The 17,350-nt window shown below is 47.5% G+C and carries 16 protein-coding genes and 1 pseudogene; 9 read left to right on the top strand and 8 right to left on the bottom strand.

Annotated elements, in window-relative coordinates:
- Positions 1-183 precede the first annotated feature (183 nt).
- Together ON05_RS30840 and ON05_RS30845 are read right to left on the bottom strand one after the other, a co-directional pair.
- Positions 184-3,162: a Tn3 family transposase gene (locus ON05_RS30840; protein WP_010473870.1), complete on the bottom strand. Its 2,979-nt coding sequence runs from the start codon at positions 3,160-3,162 to the stop codon at positions 184-186.
- Entirely contained in the window at positions 3,163-3,627 is a 465-nt protein-coding gene (locus ON05_RS30845; RefSeq protein WP_039780240.1) for a helix-turn-helix domain-containing protein, read from the bottom strand.
- Between the two features lie 70 nt (positions 3,628-3,697).
- Between ON05_RS30845 and ON05_RS30850 the strand changes: the two genes are divergently transcribed.
- The 3 genes and pseudogenes from ON05_RS30850 (at position 3,698) to ON05_RS30860 (ending at position 6,361) form a co-directional block, all read left to right on the top strand.
- Positions 3,698-4,591 (top strand): tyrosine-type recombinase/integrase, encoded by an 894-nt coding sequence (locus ON05_RS30850; RefSeq protein ID WP_010473866.1) that lies wholly within the window; start codon positions 3,698-3,700, stop codon positions 4,589-4,591.
- Positions 4,592-4,891: 300 nt separating this feature from the next.
- Positions 4,892-4,963: pseudogene (locus ON05_RS30855) on the top strand (hypothetical protein); the annotation flags it as partial.
- Between the two features lie 33 nt (positions 4,964-4,996).
- Positions 4,997-6,361 (top strand): FG-GAP-like repeat-containing protein, encoded by a 1,365-nt coding sequence (locus ON05_RS30860; protein WP_262562546.1) that lies wholly within the window; start codon positions 4,997-4,999, stop codon positions 6,359-6,361.
- Positions 6,362-6,464: 103 nt separating this feature from the next.
- Here ON05_RS30860 and ON05_RS30865 read toward each other — a convergent pair whose 3' ends face one another.
- The 3 genes from ON05_RS30865 to ON05_RS30875 all read right to left on the bottom strand — a co-directional run bounded on the left by ON05_RS30865 (position 6,465) and on the right by ON05_RS30875 (position 8,977).
- Positions 6,465-6,692, bottom strand: a complete 228-nt coding sequence (locus tag ON05_RS30865; protein WP_236618902.1) for a tyrosine-type recombinase/integrase — start codon at positions 6,690-6,692, stop codon at positions 6,465-6,467.
- A 139-nt stretch (positions 6,693-6,831) separates the two neighbouring features.
- The gene (locus ON05_RS30870) at positions 6,832-7,230 is read right to left on the bottom strand and encodes a hypothetical protein (protein ID WP_262562547.1); all 399 of its coding nucleotides are present in this window, start codon (positions 7,228-7,230) and stop codon (positions 6,832-6,834) included.
- A 238-nt stretch (positions 7,231-7,468) separates the two neighbouring features.
- Positions 7,469-8,977, bottom strand: coding sequence for an IS1096 element passenger TnpR family protein (locus ON05_RS30875; protein WP_010471846.1), 1,509 nt, complete (start codon positions 8,975-8,977; stop codon positions 7,469-7,471).
- Between ON05_RS30875 and ON05_RS30880 the strand changes: the two genes are divergently transcribed.
- The gene (locus ON05_RS30880; RefSeq protein WP_236618903.1) at positions 8,870-9,139 is read left to right on the top strand and encodes a hypothetical protein; all 270 of its coding nucleotides are present in this window, start codon (positions 8,870-8,872) and stop codon (positions 9,137-9,139) included. The two genes, ON05_RS30875 and ON05_RS30880, sit on opposite strands and share 108 nt — an antisense overlap.
- Before the next feature lie 453 nt (positions 9,140-9,592).
- Here ON05_RS30880 and ON05_RS30885 read toward each other — a convergent pair whose 3' ends face one another.
- A complete protein-coding gene (locus ON05_RS30885) occupies positions 9,593-10,063 on the bottom strand; it encodes a hypothetical protein (RefSeq protein WP_010471848.1) in 471 nt (156 codons plus the stop codon).
- A 986-nt stretch (positions 10,064-11,049) separates the two neighbouring features.
- Between ON05_RS30885 and ON05_RS30890 the strand changes: the two genes are divergently transcribed.
- Positions 11,050-11,895: an Rpn family recombination-promoting nuclease/putative transposase gene (locus ON05_RS30890; protein ID WP_010471850.1), complete on the top strand. Its 846-nt coding sequence runs from the start codon at positions 11,050-11,052 to the stop codon at positions 11,893-11,895.
- A 59-nt stretch (positions 11,896-11,954) separates the two neighbouring features.
- Here ON05_RS30890 and ON05_RS30895 read toward each other — a convergent pair whose 3' ends face one another.
- Both ON05_RS30895 and ON05_RS30900 read right to left on the bottom strand, forming a co-directional pair.
- Entirely contained in the window at positions 11,955-12,755 is an 801-nt protein-coding gene (locus ON05_RS30895) for a pentapeptide repeat-containing protein (protein ID WP_050857448.1), read from the bottom strand.
- Positions 12,756-12,773: 18 nt separating this feature from the next.
- The gene (locus tag ON05_RS30900; protein WP_010471853.1) at positions 12,774-14,165 is read right to left on the bottom strand and encodes a tyrosine-type recombinase/integrase; all 1,392 of its coding nucleotides are present in this window, start codon (positions 14,163-14,165) and stop codon (positions 12,774-12,776) included.
- Between the two features lie 229 nt (positions 14,166-14,394).
- On the opposite strand from ON05_RS30900, the gene ON05_RS30905 reads away from it, so the two are divergent.
- From ON05_RS30905 to ON05_RS30920, 4 genes are all read left to right on the top strand, one after another.
- Positions 14,395-14,574, top strand: coding sequence for a DUF4158 domain-containing protein (locus ON05_RS30905; protein WP_262562548.1), 180 nt, complete (start codon positions 14,395-14,397; stop codon positions 14,572-14,574).
- Positions 14,565-14,888, top strand: a complete 324-nt coding sequence (locus ON05_RS30910) for a DUF4158 domain-containing protein (RefSeq protein ID WP_262562549.1) — start codon at positions 14,565-14,567, stop codon at positions 14,886-14,888. Before ON05_RS30905 ends, ON05_RS30910 begins: the two co-directional genes overlap by 10 nt.
- 178 nt (positions 14,889-15,066) lie before the next feature.
- The gene (locus ON05_RS30915) at positions 15,067-15,741 is read left to right on the top strand and encodes a hypothetical protein (protein WP_262562550.1); all 675 of its coding nucleotides are present in this window, start codon (positions 15,067-15,069) and stop codon (positions 15,739-15,741) included.
- Positions 15,708-17,339, top strand: a complete 1,632-nt coding sequence (locus ON05_RS30920) for a Tn3 family transposase (protein WP_262562551.1) — start codon at positions 15,708-15,710, stop codon at positions 17,337-17,339. The genes ON05_RS30915 and ON05_RS30920 overlap by 34 nt, the downstream gene beginning before the upstream one ends.
- Positions 17,340-17,350 lie beyond the last annotated feature (11 nt).

Raw genomic sequence — 17,350 nt, forward strand, 5'->3', positions numbered from 1 at the left:
AGGGCAAATGCAAATACTCTACGGAATAATGAGGGTTTCAGAAAGCATTGGCTAGCTGAGGACTCGATTTCAGAACATTTTTAGCCTCGCTTGTTGCTCTACAGCCCTTTCCAAATAAGCTTTTGAAGACTTACCAGGAAAAGTCAGGCAGTACCAAAGTAGATGTATTCAGAAAATTTAAATCTATTGGTCACTTGCTCTCTTAATACTCCGTAAAGGCCGCAGTCCTTTGAGAGCCTGAGTTTTCTCAATGTCAAAGATGATCTTGCCATGGGGATTGATATGTTCATACCGTGCTGGAGATAACCGGGCCCGGTTTTCCTCAGTTACCTCATACCCTTGGCGCTCAATGTAATCCAGTACTGCCTGCAGATACACCGTATTCCAAACCACTATGGCATTGGTCACCAGCGTCAAGCATCCAGCCTGATTTTCTAGCCCTTCTTGGTAGCGCTGCCGCAGCTCTCCCTGCCGAGCCACAACCAAAAAACCGCGCAGGGACTGGACCGCTTCTCCCTTATTTAATTGACGATTGATCCGCCTACGGTGATCAAGACTGTTGTAATAGCGGAGGATATAGATCGTCTTCACTAACCGCCCATACTCCTGAAATGCCTGTAGCAAGCGATTAGGTTCTGGGAAAGAACTCAGCTTACTCATCAATAGCGATGCAGTCACATAGCCGTACTGAAGAGATGCCGCTACCCGTAGCATCTCATCCCAGTCATCTACAATTCGCTTTGGCTTGATGCGTCCTTTGAACAGAGGCTTGAGCAACAGATCCAGTTGAGTCTTAAAACGATAAAGGACCTGTTTTCCCAGATCGCGAATTCGGGGGGAGAACTGCAGACCACATACATCGAAGAAGGAAAAGATCACCTCCGTAAAGCCAGTCGTATCGGTGGTGTGCTCTAGAATTTTCAACTCCGTTTCGTTATCTTTAATGCCATCGAACACATAGGTTGAGTCACGACGAGTAGAAGGGATCACCTTGCTGCCATACTGCGAAAACTGATCTGAGAGCCAGGTGTAGAACGTTACCCCCTTGCCATAGCCAAAATACTTTGGCAATGCGACCGCTTGAGTGTTTTTCACTGCAACTGGAAAACGCTGACCATCAGATGATGACAGGGTTCCACCTCCCCAGAATCGGGTGAGGGGTAACTGGTGATGATAGTTCACCAAGGTTGTATTGGCCTTGGTCAGTGTGCTCTCTTCAATAAACCAGTTGTTATGCCACAGCAAGCGCTCATAGGACAAATCGGCACTCTTGGCCATGGCCTTTAGACCTAGATTACACGCCTGGGATAGTAGGGCTGCATACAGGTAGCGCTTGGTTTCTTGTGAACGCGTTTGATGACCTCCCGTATGAACCAGATGGTCACTGAAGCCTGTCAATATATCCACCTCAATCAATAGATCCGTGAGGTCCACCTCGGGTAAAGATTGATTGACTAACGACTTCAGATGCTTATGCTGCTTGGATTGCGCTTGGGCTTCTAGGGGAGATAGGACAATGCGCTCATCGACCACACGAACATCAGGATTATGCTGAAGCGTTCCCATGAACCGAGTTATCTCAGTGTCCAGCTGTCGATTCAAATCTTCTAGCCGTTGTTCTCCCTGCTCTGGTAGAGACATCATTTGGCAAAACTCAGCTCGCATGGAGGGCCATTGCTCTTTGGGAATCAAATAACTTTCAGGATCGGCATAGCGCCGCGCCCCTTCCACCCATAGATTGCCCGAACGCAAGGCATGACGGAGTTCCCAAAGCACACACATCTCATAGTAACGCCGCTGTATCTTCCCCTTCTCATCCCGGATGTAAGATTTCCAAGGCGCACCCACAAACGCCATTGGTGCAGAATCGGGCACCTGGCGTTTACCCGTCATATTGAGCTGATGCAAAATAGTGATCGCCTCCAGCAGCGGATCCTTGTCTCGGTTGGATTGGAATGAAAACGTGTCCAAGAACGCTGGGGCAAATTGACGGATATAGCTGTAGCGGGCTGCGAAGTAATCATAGGATTCATCTTGAGCGGGTCTGGCTAAGCGATTACAGTCGGTGATAGCGGCTGCTAATTCTTCTGGAGTGACTTGCTCAAAGATATCTGCCCTGACCTGTGGATCATCAACTTGTGGATCTAGGATCACGCTGCCCACCTGCTCCAGTAGCCTGACCTTTTCATTGATCGCCACTGCTTCACGCTGACGGAATGCCTTGAGATCGTTCCTAGCCCTGGCATGGGTATCTGACAAGCAGCGAATAAACAGATCAACCGCCTCATCAGTTGCCTCAATCAATAACTGATGGGCAAAGGCGATGAGCAACGGATAGCGCTTGCCAATAGGCATCCGCTTGAGACCCGGAACGCTACTTTTCTTCGCTAATCGGGCCAGGAACTTGAGGCGATTGGGGTTGAGCATTGAGACATCCCACAGATGGACTTGGTTGTCCCGCAAGAAACGAATCTTATTTATCGTTCTGGTAATGGCTTTGGGTGAGTTGCTTGTCGCAGGCCGTCTCAGCCAGGAAAAACGAATGCCATGGATTTGAGGTTCATGTTCGAGTAATTGATTGAGAAATCGGCGAACAGGCAGAGTCAGTAACGGCCTCAACCGTTTATGAGTCTCTTGCATCGCTCGGTTACGCACGGTGCTGACCATGCGCTCTAGGACCGTGACACCCGGACGAACGAGCTTGTCCCTGAAGAGCTTCTCTGCAGCAACCTGGAAGAGAAGTGAAGGCTTATCATGCTCTAAGGCCCGATTGACCAGCCATTTTGATAACCGCTTTAGGTCAATGGGTTTAGGGGTCCGAAATCCTAAGTAAGCTTGAACTTGTTGAAAATGTTGGCTGCGGGTTTGATGTCGCTGACCATAGGTTGAGAGGACGTCTGCTTCTACCTCCAACTGCCCACTCACAAAGGTCGCAATTGCTTTGGGGGTTTGCTGTAGGTCTTCAGGGCAAAAGCCCATATATCGAAGTCCGCACAGTTGTAGAGAAAAGCCCAATCGGTTATCAGGCTGACGTTTACGGTTGACCTGGGCAAGATCTTCTGGGGTGAGGGTGAAGTATTGAATCAGATCTGATTCAGAGATATCTTCCGGAAATTGACTTCGGCGACTCCGCTCAGCGGCACTCAGTATGTTGACGGGCATTTATTCAACTGCAGCAGGTTTGTAGGACGTGCCGCAGTAAGGGCAAAAACGAAACTGCAAAGACAAGATTGGCTCTTTACACTGCCGGCAGCGGCTGGTCAGCTCAGTCCCACAGCCAAAGCAATAGTGACTGCGTGGATCTGTCCACATTGACTCGGGTACTGTTCCGGGTACCCAGCATTTTGGACAAAACTTCAGACGGATCACTGAAGGGACATCTGTGCCGTCACAAACAGCTTCCAAATACTCCAGGGGAATGCAAAGGGCTAGGGCTAATCCTTTTCTGACTCGTCGATTCAGTCGATGACTATCACCACTTTCAATCTTGCCAATCGTTTGACGATGAACCCCTGCCGCTTCACTCAGTTGCACTTGAGTCCAGTTCCGCTGCTGGCGAAGACGGCGGACATAATCGCAGAGGGATTCTTGGGGATGGGGGGCACAGGTCACCAATTCTGATGCCATAATTTGTGGGCAAGAAAACAACATTGATAAAGTACATTATTATCTTTTTGTAGAGTATGTTTTCGACAGGATGTCGGAGTTAGTTTTAGCAACAGTTGCGACGGAGTTTCTCAGCCGTCCGGGCTATGCGACGAGTACCCTCAAGTCCTATGAACTGACCCTCTTACCTTTGCTAGAGCAACAGGGACATTTACCAATAGAATTGCTCTCTCGTGGGGTCTTGGAGGATTACCTCAACAGCCTGGAACACTTGTCCTACACCACCCATCGGCGGCACCAGTCAATTCTTCAATCTCTGCTGAATTTTGCCGTTGAGCGGGGGTATCTCAGAAGTAATCCTATTGCTCATTTGCGACAACGCAGGCCAGATGCTCAACAGGGAGAGTCACTCACTGATGAGTTGGTTCGGTATCTCAGTCCTCAGCAGTTGGAGCGGTTATATCAGTTGGTGAGGCCAGATGTTCGGCTCCATGCCCTTGTCGCTCTTCTACATCGCAGTGGGGCCAGAATCTCTGAGATCCTGTCGTTAGATCTAGAAGTGATCGATCTTAAAGGTCGAAAGTATCAAGTACTGGGCAAGGGTAATAAAAAGCGCTGGTGCTTTTACAGTCAGGATGCTGAACAGATTTTAGAGAAGTACATTCATCACTATCGGCACTCTGGTAATGGGGCCTTGTTTACTGCTCGGCAACCCATGACAAGGACTATCAGTCGCCTTAGCTATACCACTGTGTACAAGGCTTGGAAAAAAATGACGCGAGATGAACCACTGCTCAAAGGAGTACGAATTCACGATTTGCGTCATACTTTCGCCACTGAGCGCGTGGGTCTGATGGGGATTGAAGAGCTGCGGGCGTTGCTGGGACATCAGCATATTCAAACCACTTTGCGCTATCAGAAAGTGACATCAGCTCGGGCAGAGGAGGTAGCAATGCAAGCACTAAAGAAGTTGACGAGTGGGTAGGTATTCTGTTCGTAGTAACGACATAAACGGATTATTAATTAGCATTCTTACGATATGACCTGGAGTAGTAGACCTACTCTGGACCAGCTGACTATGACTAAACGCAACTCAGATGCACGTTAAATACCCAAAAGCACCTGTCAGAAAGGCTTTTAGCTGCTGATTAGTTAAAGATTAAAAAAGTTATTTCTTTGAAACCTATACCTGGAAATGAATACGTCGATTTTGATGCTTTAAGAAGCGCGAAAATTAGCGTCTGAAACTCATACTGTCAAAGGATTACAGCCTTAGCGTTGTTTTCTGTTCCGATGTACCCTAAACCCCAGCCTCAGCGGCAATAACGGCAACGACAGCCTCAATGGGGGACTCGGAGCCGATATCCTCAACGGGGGAGCTGGTAATGATGTGCTCACCGATGGAGCCAGTAACGGCACCCCCACTCCCAATGCCGTCTTCGGCCCCAGTCAAACAGCCCATCCCAGCTTCAACCCCTCAACGGGCTGGAACAGTAACGATAGTCTGCCTCGCCAAGTCGCGGATGTGAATGGGGATAATCGCGCTGATATTATTGGCTTCTCCAACAACGGTGTGTTTGTTGCCCTCGGTCAAACGGATGGCACCTTTGGTTCCCTTATTGCAGCCAACGCCAACTTTACCCGCGCCACCGGCTGGAACAGTAACGATAGCCTGCCTCGCCGCGTGGCTGATGTCAACGGCGATAATCGCGCTGATATTATTGGCTTCTCCAATAACGGTGTGTTTGTTGCCCTTGGTCAAACGGATGGCACCTTTGGTTCCCTTATTGCAGCCAACGCCAACTTTACCCCTGCCACCGGCTGGAATAGTAACGACAGTCTGCCTCGTCAAGTCGCGGATGTGAATGGGGATAATCGCGCCGATATTATTGGCTTCTCCAACAACGGTGTGTTTGTTGCCCTTGGTCAAACGGATGGCACCTTTGGCCCCGCTATTGCAGCCAACGCCAACTTTACCCGTGCCACCGGTTGGAACAGTAACGATAGACTGCCTCGCCAAGTGGCTGATGTCAATGGGGATGGTCGCGCTGATATTGTCGGCTTCTCCAACAACGGTGTCTTCGTTGCCCTCGGTCAAACCGATGGTACCTTCAGCACCGCCACTTTAGCCAACGCCAACTTTACCCCTGCCACGGGCTGGAATAGTAACGATACCCTGCTGCGTTTAGTCGCGGATGTCAATGGCGATAACCGAGCTGATATCGTTGGCTTTGCCGGTGATGGCACCTATGTTGCCCTCGGCCAAACCGATGGCACCTTTGGTCCGGTCACCCTAGCTACCCAGCAATTTTCGCCACAGCAAGGCTTTACCAGTCAAGCCCAGCAACTGCGTCTGATTGCCGATATCGATGGTAATGGCCGCGGGGATATTGTGGGCTTTGGCAGCACGGGGGTTGGGGTTGCTGCTTCCTTAATTGTGGATGATGTGCTCACAGGCGATGCTGGCAATGACCGTTTAGTCGGTGGTGCTGGCAGTGACCTACTCACAGGGGGGGCGGATGCAGATACGTTTGTATTTGATGCCAATGCTGCAGTGAGTGGGACGAATCAGATTACGGACTTTAATGCAGCCGAGGGAGACCGCCTAGAGATTGCTCAAGCCGCTTTTGGGAGTGAGATTACCTTCAATAGCACAACGGGTGAGCTGACGGTGGCAGGGACGTACAACAATACCCTGGCGGTTCTGACGAATCCATCAGGGTTTGATGTCAATACCCACATCACACTGGTGTAAGTCTAGGATTTGGCTGCGAAAAGCTGGGATTCATTCCCTGACTTGGTTTAAAGACTGGAGGGTTTTTAGAAATCTTGTACAGTCAAGCCCTTTGCACTCCTGCCTAAAACTCCAACGTCGATATTGCCCCCTCAACCTGCTCATCGGTGACTTCCAAGTACCCTGGCAATGCGGCCAACGTCCTATGCCCCGAAATCCGCTGAATATGCTTCGTTGGTACACCAGCGCTGTGCATCCGAGTCAAAGCCGTGCGTCTGAAGCTGTGGGTGCTAAACCCTTCCAGTCCCACCCGAGCAAAAGCTTGCCTCAAGATTCGGTCTGCTGAACTCACCCGGATATATGAACGGCCATGCCGACCGAAAAAGATAGGAGCGAGTCAGGTCAGGGGCATAAGCTACTAAGTAGTCATGTAGCTGTGTGTGCATCGGCACTTCTCGCGTATCTCGCTTGCCCTATATGCCCTATAGTTTTCAGATATCTGAAACTTGTTGAGAATCGCGGATTGTCGAGTTATTGCTGCTTGGCGTATAAGGTATCCCTCTGCCTTTAGGTGTAATAATCTTTTCCACTTGGTCTCTCATAGGTAATGTGTTAATCCATTTGAAGACCTGATGGACAGTTGCACCTACTGGAAAGCCAATACTAATGCTCTTCCATTCAGTTTCTTCTTTTACCTTTGGATCATCTGTATCTGTAATGAGTTTAAATTTTCTCTTCGCTACTAAGGTGTAGGATAAAGCTCGAAACCCACCAATGTTACGCAGATAATTCTTCCCAGCATTTGGGCCACTAGTAAATGTTCCTATAAAAATGGGGTCATTGCTTGGAATAGGGGATAGTCCCAAAAAGTCGGCATGAGCTTTCTTCATCTTGACGATGATTGGTTCTCTAACTTTCTGGCTATCGCGGACCTTGGTTACCAGAATTTCGGGGATTCGATAGAGATGCCTCCGACTTCTTACGGTTGGCATAGACTCAATTACCTGCTGAGAAACAAACGACAATCCCCTGTCTCACAAAGTACTGATTGATGGAGTCATCCACTGCGAAAGTCCAAAGCATAACTGGAATTACCTTTTCTTTATTGTTCCCTTTTATGCTTCCGTTTTAATGACTGTAACCTTCTCTAACCTCCATCTCCTTCAAGGCTTGATTCACCTCCTCTAAGTCAAACACTTTCGGGTCAAAATCACTGCTGACCCATTCCATCCGTTCCTCGTACTCTGGATGTAAGGGATTCTTCAAAACCCCCAGTAGATGAACATACCCCCAGTCTCCACCACAGTCTTCCGGTGGGCAGGCCCGTTTCCCGGTCAGGCAAACGGGGTAAGTTTTCCCTAATTTACTTGCTAACTTTTTCTCAACCTTGATTTCGTGTTGCCACATATCTCCGAAATCGTAAAGGTAGCCAAATGGGAATAAGTCATCTCCAAGCAACTCTGCCAACGTGATGGTTTCATCCTCACTGATCGTGAACTTGTGAAGGTGGTAATCTTCCCACCCCATCACAACTTGCAACACCGTATGGAGTTGAGCCAGCGTCGTGGTCTCTGGGACTTGAATTCGCCGCCAGACTTGAGGTCTTACTCCCAACAACGTGATTTTCAACTGATAAACACTGGATACCTCATTCAAGGGCATCCCTACCGAAGTAATCTTGGGCCAGTTCGAAGGTTCATCAACAATAGCCTCAAGTTGGATACTCTCCGGTTGGTCTTCAGCCACTCCATCCCCTGGTGCTTCTCCATGCACTTCATAGAATTCCTGCTCTGCCTTCAACTCAATTCCTCGATCTGAATACCGGACAAACGACTGTTCCGAAGCATGACGGGTAATCCGTCGAGCCAAAGCTGAATCCATATCCTTCATCACCAACCGAGTGGCCAGGGTATGCCGTCCCCGGTGCGGGTGGGCATTCTCTACCTCAGCAATCTCTGCTATCGCCTTAAAGATCTTGTAGATGCCCCAGTACTGTAATCGCTGACCCTTACTGTTGTTGGAGTGGGAGACGAACAACGGTGAATCATTTTCCAGAACATCCCCCTGCTGCTCTCGCCATTGCTTGTACTGGTCAATCGCTTTTCGGGCTTTCTTCAGCAGTGGCACGGTGCCCACACTATCTGCTTTAGCGACTCGAATGGTGATGCGCTGCCCGTCATAATTCCCAACGTTCAGCCTGTGAATCTCTGATGCCCTTAACCCATGATCAATCAAGTGCAGCAAGGCCCGATCCCGGAAGGCATGGAAGCCGCGATCGCAAATCGCCTGATAGAGATTATCCACCTCATCCTGGCTGAACTCCTGGGGTAGCACTGGATCAGCCTTCAGCTTTTCTAGGAGCAACGCTGGGTTTTTGGTGATGTGGTCCCGAAGCGTCAGCCATTTGAAGAAGCTCTGCAATGCCGCCAAGCTGCGGTTAATGGTCGCTGACTTGCGGAGTTTGCCCCGGTGGTTGGGTTCAGTCTTGAGATAGTTCTTGTAGCGATCCAAGTCCCTGGAGGTAATCTCATGCCATCCCTTTGGGGTCCAGTCCATGATCTGCTTCAAGTCTCGCTCATAGGCTTTGTGGGTGTTGGGTCGGATTTCACGGGATCTCAAGAATTCTTCGACTCGCATCCACCGGAGATCAGCCAGTGGGGTTGTTGCGGGTTGGGTTCAGGACCGGGCGGTATCGATGGGGGTGGCGGCCTGGTCTGCCAGTACGATGAGTTTTACTTCGGGGATAGCCATTGGAGAAGATTGCTGAGGTTGCGATGGGGTGATGTGTGGGGAGATTAGCTATGAGAATTCTATTCCAAATAATTGTATGGGTGCTGGAAGTCTGGAGTTTGTATAAAGCACTAAGAAGATTCAAATTCCTTGGGATATGCTCGATTTAGTCCTTTACTAATGAGCCACTGTAAATGCCACTAGGTGAAGTCGCACTAAATGCAGTTGTTAATGGGCTGGTTGGCTTAGCAGTAAAGACGGCTGGTGAAGCTGCTCCCGATAGAGTTAGAGAATTAAGCCCTACCTTCCTAAACCTAGCTATTTTTTTTTGAATCTTTAAGAAGAGCTATAGAAGACTTACGTTTCCAGCGCAGTGTTAAATAGTTAAATCGCCACCAAACTAAGAATGTGAATATCGAAATACTTAGTGCGATCCAAAAATAGAAACCAATCCCTTTAAAGTAAAGCAAAACAACTGAAGATAGCATCGCGGAGAAACATAAGCCACGTGCAATTCTATCTCTACTGCTTCTCATATTCACTGCCAAGAATATCTGATCTAAACATTATCTCAGCTGTCGATAAATTTTTTTTAGAGTTTCGATAATTATTAGTACTTTTTTTTGTTTTTATAATGCAATTAAATATAAAAATAAATAATTCGTCTAGATAATAAAGAGGATACTCTTTTCTCTGTCTTCCTTTTATTTCCCTGATTTTATTTTTACTTTTCCTATAGATCAAAATTCCAAAACTTCCTAGGCAATCAGAAATCATTTCTGTTAGGTACTTTGCTAAAATGTCAATAATCATTCCCAAACAATATATAACTGGAAGAGCAATTACTATTCCTGATCCAAAATCTGGTAAACCTTTGAAAAAAGTTATTAGATGTTTATCATTTAAGCATAGATTTTCTAGAATCAAGATGGACAAAATAAATACAGTACCTGTTACTAAATATTCGACCAATAAACCTGGTAAAGCTTTCATAAATTATTCAACGAAATGTATATTTAAAGGAGTCAAAATAGATAAGGTCTATCATAGTCTCTCAACTTACTCTTTCCTCAGTTCCTTAAAATTGAGTACGAACTCAAAACAGACAATATTGAGTTGGTCCAGGGTGAATCCTCAACGAAGATTCACCCTGGACCGATGCATTGGCCTTAATTCCTCTATTATATTGACATGAAGCTCACGAAAAACATCTACATGTTTATCGAGGCTTTTCTTCCTGCAATATGATAAATACTCTTACTATTCATACCCTCAAATTTCTAGGTTGTTATTTCTAAAAAATAGTCTGTACTTAAAGACTCAAACTAAGTAAAATGAGTTAATTCATCCAGTAGTCTGTTATTTTTCCTCTGATGATTCCATTATTAAAAGCATCACCCGATTGAGGAAACCACCCACTGCTGGGGAGAGTCATGGTTCCTTCCCTACCAAATTCGTCCTTAACTTTAACAACAATTTCACGTTGTTGTTAAAGTCCAAATGGGGGATTCCAGGGAGAATCATGGTTATCTTGTGAATACATGGCCACATATCTCTTTGCTAAACAATCGGAAGATACAAATTGACCTCAAACGACCGAAGCTGCGTTTTGGGGCAGCTTAAGCCTAAAAGCTATGAATAGCAACGGTTGTGGGCACTCTCATTAAATATTGTTTATTGAAAATCTAGTCAGCTCGCAAACGCTGTAACGGCAGAAATTAGTTAAGTGCTATAGTGCATTTATACTAAATTACCCCATATCGCAGCTTTCGTTGTTTTAGGCCCAGTTGCTCCCCCATAATCTCAAAACCACGTTTCAAACCCCTTCTCCTGACTGAAGGGGTATTTTTGTGGCTGTACCTACTCCAAATAATCCCTCTTATCTGCATTTGACTATTTCTTACACCAAAAGCTGCCAATCTTCTTGAGCCACTTTCATCCAGTAAAATATCTGGAACGAAACCGCGCGATCGCACCCATTGAAAACAGACTCCATTTTCTACCGCATCTTCAAGACTGACCCCGGCATCTTATTTGAGCTGCTAGGACAATCCCCCGAAGCCGCCCAAGGCTATGAATTTAAGTCAGTTGAAATCAAACAAGTTGCCTTTCGCCTTGATGGGGTGTTCTTGCCCACCCCGGAGGCTGTAGACCAGACCGTCTGGTTTGTCGAAGTTCAGTTTCAACGTGACCCGGTTTTCTATCAGCGTTTCTTTTCGGAGATTTATCTGTATCTCAATCTGCATCCCGATACCATCGATTGGCAAGCCGTTGTTATCTATCCCAAACGAAGCATTGAGCCGGACTATCCCCATGTATTCCGGGCCAATTTGAATAGCGATCAGGTGCATCGCGTTTACTTGGAAGACTTGGAAGAAGCCGTTGATTCTCTTGGTGTGGGACTGATGCAGTTGATTGTGGCTGACTCAGCAAAAACCGTCACCCAGGCCCAAGCTTTGCTCTCTAGGGCTCAATCGCAAGAACAGACAAATCCCAGGTTTGCAGCGATAATGGAGTTGATTGAAACGATTGTGGTCTATAAATTTCCACAACTGAGTCGGGAAGAGATAGAGAGTATGTTGGGCTTAAGCGAACTCAAACAGACAAAAGTCTATCAGGAGGCTTTGAATGAAGGAGAGCAGACTGGTGAAGCCAGACTAGTCCTTCGCCAGCTCACCCGCCGAATCGGTGACGTTGCTCCAGAGTTGCGATCGCAGATCCAAGCCCTCTCCCTCGACCAAATCGAATCCCTCGGTGAAGCCCTACTCGACTTCTCAGAACCTGCTGACTTAGTGCAGTGGTTGCGAGGCAATCGATCTGAGTAGTTTACGCTTGTCCCTGCATAATCCAACTTTATGCACTATCGACGTTAGCGGTTTGTGCTCTAATCTTCATCTTCGTTCGATTGAATGATCTGCGCTAACATTTTGCCGAAGGCTGTGTCATAAATCCCTTTTTTCCAGTTTTTGGCGTCTCTGACAGTCCACCAGGTGAGATGATGGGCGTCTCTAAAGTCAGTCCTATTGAGGTTGGCATCACAAAGCTTCACTGATCGCACATTGGCTCCTCTTAAGCTAGCCTCCTCTAAGTCAGCCCCACAAAAGTTGGAAGCTCTAAGATCAGCGCCTTCCAGGGTTGCCCCATTTAGATTCGCATTTTTAAATTTCGACCCCTTGAGATCAGCCTTTTCAAGAACACCCTTTTTCAGATTGACGTCTTCGAGAAAAGACCCCAATATACGGGCTTGTTTCAAGTTAGCTCCCCTCAAAATGGCCCCCCTCAATCGAGTTTGAATCATGCTGGTTTTGATTAGGATGGCTCCATTTAGGTCTGCTTGTGTCATCACTGCGTCCTGTAGGGAGGCTCCGCTCAATATGGCTCCACTGAGATTGGCTTGGCAAAAATCAGTCTTCATAAGATTGGCTGCTTGAAGATTGGCCCCTGCTAAATTAGTGCCCCTCAAATCAGCCCAACATAAGTCAATATGATTTAGATCAATTCCCTCCAAATCAGCCCCACGAAGGTCAGCCCGAAAGGGCAAAGAATAAACATCAATCCCATTCTGAAGCGCCTCACGCAGTTCAGTTCCGGAAAAAGTTGACGGGTTAATCAAGTGGATCGATTTCCATTCATTCCAAGATTCAACCCCCTTCATTAACTCTGCTAGATGCTCAGGATTTGCCACTGTTTCTCCAATAACAAATTAGGCTCTTTTAACTATCAAACCATCCCTAACCCACGCGACTTTCACCAAGCATTCATCCAACTCTCCCAGAACCTCCATCTCCCACTTCATCTGAGAGAGGATCGCTGACAAGTCATCGTCTTCCTCAACCCCAACAATCAGCTGGTACTCATTTCCTCGTGGTTTCAGCTTGACCATCTGATGCGGACTCAACACCCGATCCTCTATCTCTTTTCTGACCTTGCCCTTTTTCTTCCCTGATACCTTCAGGACTAACCCCACCTGAATAGTATTCAAAGGCATATCCACCGCTCGGATCGAGGTAACTAAATCAGGCTCCACAACAAATGCCTTTAACGGAACCATTTCAACATTGGATTCCTCACCGGCAGTCACCAGCTCTTCCAACGACATAGGCTGTCGCTCCACTTCCCCTTTATTCTCCAGAAACACCCCTTTGGCCGTCCGATACCTGACTTTCTGGGAATATACCTCAAATGCCTTCACGGATCTCTGGCGCATCAATGTCATCGCCAGGTAGGCATCCATGCCATTCTCAATCAACTGACTGGCATAGGTATGCCGTCCTTTATGGGGGTGAATATCAGGCCAGCCTGCATCCTGGGCCAGGGCTTTGACCATCTTATAGATGCCCTCATACCCCAACCGTTGACCTTTATTTCGATGACTCGTAGAGGCAAACATTGGATCGTCTGCCGTCATCTCTCCCTCACAGTCTGTCATCCGAACTCGGAGATTGGCCCGCAGTGCTGCATCAGTTTGATCATCTACAGGCACCTTACCAACGGACCCATGCTTAGCCTGCCGAATCGCGATCTCCACACCGTTATAATCCCCGGCATTAAGCAGAGAGATTTCCTCAGCTCTTAACCCGGCATAGATCATCAAACAGAGAATCGCTCGGTCCCGGATCTCAGTACTCCGACCTTCCAGCGCTTCAAACAGGGCCTCCACCTGAAACAATTCCAGGTTCTTTCCTTCCGTTTCCGGAGTTACCGGAATACTGATGGCGGCACTGGGGTTATCCTCGATATACCCAGCCTTGATCAACCAGGAAAAGAAACTCTTGATTGCAATCAGGACAGCCCCCACGGAACCTTGCTTCAACTGCCGACCCGATTCTAGGTAAGTCTTATAGCGCTTCAAGTCATTTAAGGTGATCTGGTGCCAGTCCTTGTTCACCCACAAGCTGAACTGTCGTAGATGTCGTTCATAATTGCGTCGGGTATTGGCCGCCAGGTTCTTCAGGGTGAGGAACTGTTCGATTCTTTGCGATCGCAGATTAACTACAGCTGGTTTCAATGGGATTGAACTCGGCTCTGATTTCTCCTTGCCAAACTCAATAAGACGGACAGACTGGATGTCGGGAGTTTGAGCAAAACGTGACATAAATTGCACCACTGTATCAGCACTTGGAGATCAATATATAAGATGGGGTAATTGAAGGGTCGCTGACACCAGACGCAACCAAGACTGAAACCCTTTCCTATCAATGGCTATAGGCATTAAGAACTGTAAATTGCATTAACTGACCTCACCCTCAATTTATAATCTGTACTTATAGTACAAAAACTTGCCTTACGCTCTAGTGAATTCACTTTCATAGGAGCGTAATTGCATGAAACGGAAATGGCATCCAGAAGAGCTACTTGAGCATTGGTCTATCCAGCCTGATGAGGAACATCTGTTGTCCAGACGTCAAGGCGCAAACCGCTTAGGATTTGTCCTGCTGCTTAAATTTTCCAATACGAAGGACGCTTCCCTGAACAGAAGTATGAGATTCCTCGTATGGCCATAACCTTTGTAGCAAGCCAGCTAAACTTATTGCCAGAGCAGTTTCAAGACTATAACTGGCGAGGTAGGAGCATTCAGAATCACCGGGCCCAGATTCGCCAATTTACTGGATTTCGACAAGCCACGGTAACAGACCAAAATCAGTTACGCACTTGGTTAGTCGATTCAGCTCTGAGTCAAGAGCAGGACTATCATCATCTGAAATTGAAAGTCTATGCTCAACTGCGTTCTCTTCGGATTGAACCACCAACCCCCGCTAGAATTAAGCGCTTAATTCGGTCTGCTCAACACCTATTTGAGAGGCAGCTTTTTCCTTAACCCTTAAGCAGTTGTCCAAGCAAACTCAGACTGAGCTCGATAAATTGATCCAAGAACCCAAGGTGACGCCGGGTAAAGAGATACCAGATCCTCCCCTGAGTGCATTGAAAAAGACCCAGGACCAGTCGGTCTCAATAGCCTGCTTTCAGAAGTCATCAAACTCCAACGACTCCGCCAAGTGGCTTTGCCAGATACCCTGTTTTCTCATCTAAGCCCACGAGTTCTGGAGTGTTATCGGCTCCGAGTGGAGACAGAAACCTTATCAGAGTTGAGGCATCACCCCAAAACCATCCGACTCACCTTACTCGCGAGTTTCTGCTGGCAGCGGTGCCAAGAGATCATCGACAACATCATGGATTTATTGATTCAGATCGTTCATCGCATTGATACACGCAGCAAGAATAAAGTGACGTCAGAGGTGATCGCTAAAGTCAAAAAAACCGACTCTCATACCCAGCTGTTTTATCAGGTGGCCACCGCAGCCCTAGCCACACCAGATGGCTTGGTCAGAGATGTTATCTACCCCGTTGCCAGTGAGCAAACTCTGGAGGCATTTGTTGACTCCTACAATGATGGCGGTCAGACTTACCGACAACTTCTACACTCGAGGATCCGTTCTTCCTACGGTCATCATTATCGGCAAATGCTTCCTGCGGTACTGGAAGTGATTGATTTTCGCTGCAATAACAAGCAATACCAGCCCATCCTGCAGGCTGTGGATTTACTCAAAGCCTATGTGGACACCCCCGAAAACCTTATGCCTCAGCAGACGACGTTCCCATCGAAGGGGTCGTCAGTGCAGACTGGCAAGAGACGGTATTGGATCAGGATGAAGACCAGCCAGACAAAGTAGATCGCATCGCCTATGAGATGTGCGTCCTCAGGGCCTTGCGAGAGAAACTACGGTGTAAGGAAATTTGGGTCGCCGGTGCCAATCGCTATCGCAATCCCGACCTGGATTTACCCCAAGACTTTGACGAGCGACGAGAAGAATACTACCAGGATCTGCAACAGCCCCTAGAGGTGGAGACCTTCATCACTCAAATCCAGGCTGATATGGAAAACGCTTTGACCCTACTGAATCAGGGAATGCCCCACAATTCCAAAGTTGAGATCTTGAGTAAGCGAGGAGGACGAATTAAGGTGTCCCCGCTTGAGGCACAACCGGAACCCATGAACATTCAAAAACTCAAGGAAGAGATCAACCACCGGTGGTCCCTAACGCATTTATTGGACGTCCTCAAAGAAGCGGACTTTCGGATTGATTTCACCCAGCATTTCAAGAGTGCGGCTAGTCGTGAAATATTGAGCCCCCAGTCCCTGCGAAAGCGCCTACTGTTGTGTATTTACGGACTGGGCACCAATTTAGGAATTAAGCGCATCGCTCATTCAGAAGCCGATGCAGGATACTTTGAATTGCATTATGTCCGACGCAAGTTTTTAAACAAGACTGCCCTCAGCTGTGCCATTACGGATGTGGCCAATGCGATTTTCCGGATTCGCCTTTCTCATATTTGGGGGGAAGCCACCACGGCTTGTGCGTCTGATTCTCGGCACTTTGAATCTTGGGACCAGAATTTGATGACGGAATGGCATGTTCGCTATGGCGGCCGGGGGGTGATGATCTACTGGCATGTCGAGAAAAAATCTGTGTGTATCTACTCGCAACTGAAGAAGTGTTCTTCCTCGGAGGTAGCCTTTATGGTTAAGGGTGTGCTTCGCCACTGCACGGAGATGTCCGTGAATAAAAGCTATGTGGATACCCATGGCCAAAGCGAGGTGGGGTTTGCCTTTTGCTATTTATTGAATTTCCAGCTGATGCCTCGCTTTAAGGGCATCAACAAGCAGAAGCTCTACCTGCCGATGTCCGGGCAGAAGAAGAAGTATCTCCATCTTAAGGCGATTTTAAAGCGACCCATTCGTTGGGATCTGGTTCGGGAGCAATATGAGCCCATGATCCAGTTCACAACCGCGATGAAGCAAGGCACTGCCGAACCTGAAGCCATTCTGAGTCGATTCACTCGCAACAACATCAAGCACCCCACCTACTTGGCTTTGGCTGAATTAGGGCGAGCCATTAAGACCATCTTCCTGTGCCAGTATTTGCATGATGAAGCCTTACGGCAAGAGATCAATGAAGGCTTGAATGTCGTTGAGAATTGGAATAGTGCCAATGACTTCATCTTCTATGGAAAGAATGGTGACTTTGCCAGTAATCAAACGGCGATGCAAGAACTGTCCATGCTTTGCCTGCACCTACTGCAAATCAGCCTGGTTTACATCAATACTCTAATGATTCAAAAAGTACTTTCTGAACCCACGTGGATGAATCGTATGCAGGAAGAAGATTTGAGGGCGTTAACGCCGTTGTTTTACCTCCATATCAATCCTTATGGACGTTTCCGCCTCAACATGAATGAGCGTCTGGTGATTGAAAACTTGGCTGCGTAGGGAGTAGCTGT

This window comes from Acaryochloris sp. CCMEE 5410 (genome assembly GCF_000238775.2).
GTDB lineage: Bacteria > Cyanobacteriota > Cyanobacteriia > Thermosynechococcales > Thermosynechococcaceae > Acaryochloris.

What these genes read in the sequence shown, in the direction of transcription:
- ON05_RS30870 (WP_262562547.1), bottom strand. Translation starts at nt 7,230, where the DNA reads ATGAAGAAAGCTCATGCCGACTTTTTGGGACTATCCCCTATTCCAAGC.
- ON05_RS30905 (WP_262562548.1), top strand. Translation starts at nt 14,395, where the DNA reads ATGAAACGGAAATGGCATCCAGAAGAGCTACTTGAGCATTGGTCTATC.
- ON05_RS30845 (WP_039780240.1), bottom strand. Translation starts at nt 3,627, where the DNA reads ATGGCATCAGAATTGGTGACCTGTGCCCCCCATCCCCAAGAATCCCTC.
- ON05_RS30880 (WP_236618903.1), top strand. Translation starts at nt 8,870, where the DNA reads ATGCCATCCCTTTGGGGTCCAGTCCATGATCTGCTTCAAGTCTCGCTC.
- ON05_RS30840 (WP_010473870.1), bottom strand. Translation starts at nt 3,162, where the DNA reads ATGCCCGTCAACATACTGAGTGCCGCTGAGCGGAGTCGCCGAAGTCAA.
- ON05_RS30875 (WP_010471846.1), bottom strand. Translation starts at nt 8,977, where the DNA reads ATGCGAGTCGAAGAATTCTTGAGATCCCGTGAAATCCGACCCAACACC.
- ON05_RS30850 (WP_010473866.1), top strand. Translation starts at nt 3,698, where the DNA reads ATGTCGGAGTTAGTTTTAGCAACAGTTGCGACGGAGTTTCTCAGCCGT.
- ON05_RS30910 (WP_262562549.1), top strand. Translation starts at nt 14,565, where the DNA reads ATGGCCATAACCTTTGTAGCAAGCCAGCTAAACTTATTGCCAGAGCAG.
- ON05_RS30900 (WP_010471853.1), bottom strand. Translation starts at nt 14,165, where the DNA reads ATGTCACGTTTTGCTCAAACTCCCGACATCCAGTCTGTCCGTCTTATT.
- ON05_RS30885 (WP_010471848.1), bottom strand. Translation starts at nt 10,063, where the DNA reads ATGAAAGCTTTACCAGGTTTATTGGTCGAATATTTAGTAACAGGTACT.